1 protein-coding gene is annotated in these 486 nt (G+C 39.5%); it reads right to left on the bottom strand.

Translation table 11 applies throughout. The features are described 5' to 3' along the window. Nucleotides 1-86 precede the first annotated feature (86 nt). The coding region (locus CEX98_RS15815) for a hypothetical protein (protein WP_206780897.1) at nt 87-486 on the bottom strand (400 nt) is incomplete at its 5' end.

The following is a 486-nucleotide window of genomic DNA, read 5'->3' on the forward strand; positions in this document are numbered from 1 at the left end:
CGCTTAACCGGCGCAAAATAGCAGGCTAAAATTAGCGACGAAGGAGCGCAAGCCTGCTGTTTTGCGTCCCTTGGTTAAAGCGTTTGTTAGGCATACTTTAACCATGCCTTGCAACTATTGGAATTACCAAAAATATCTTTACTTGGTTTGTCACCTAAAGGTTTTATTAGCTCATGATGTTTAGCTAATTGCTTTGAAAGTTGTTGATGCACAGTTAAGAAAGGTTCACCTTTTTCGCAGTATGCAGATAAAGCTTGAACATAAGCAGGTTGGTTCTTTTGTGCAAGCTTTAGAATGAATTGATGACTAGTAAACTCAGTTGGCATCTCGCTAATTATTGCTGGATATAAGTCAAATAAATCTGAAAAGTTATGCCTTGCCACGATATCTCCTTGTATGCCTAACGCCCGATTAACGGGTAAAAAATTGTGGGCTAAAATTGAGCGAAGCGAATAGCCCGCAAGTTTTTTATCCCTGTTGAATTGC

The sequence above is a fragment of the Pseudoalteromonas piscicida genome (assembly GCF_002744175.1).
GTDB classification, from domain to species: domain Bacteria; phylum Pseudomonadota; class Gammaproteobacteria; order Enterobacterales; family Alteromonadaceae; genus Pseudoalteromonas; species Pseudoalteromonas piscicida_B.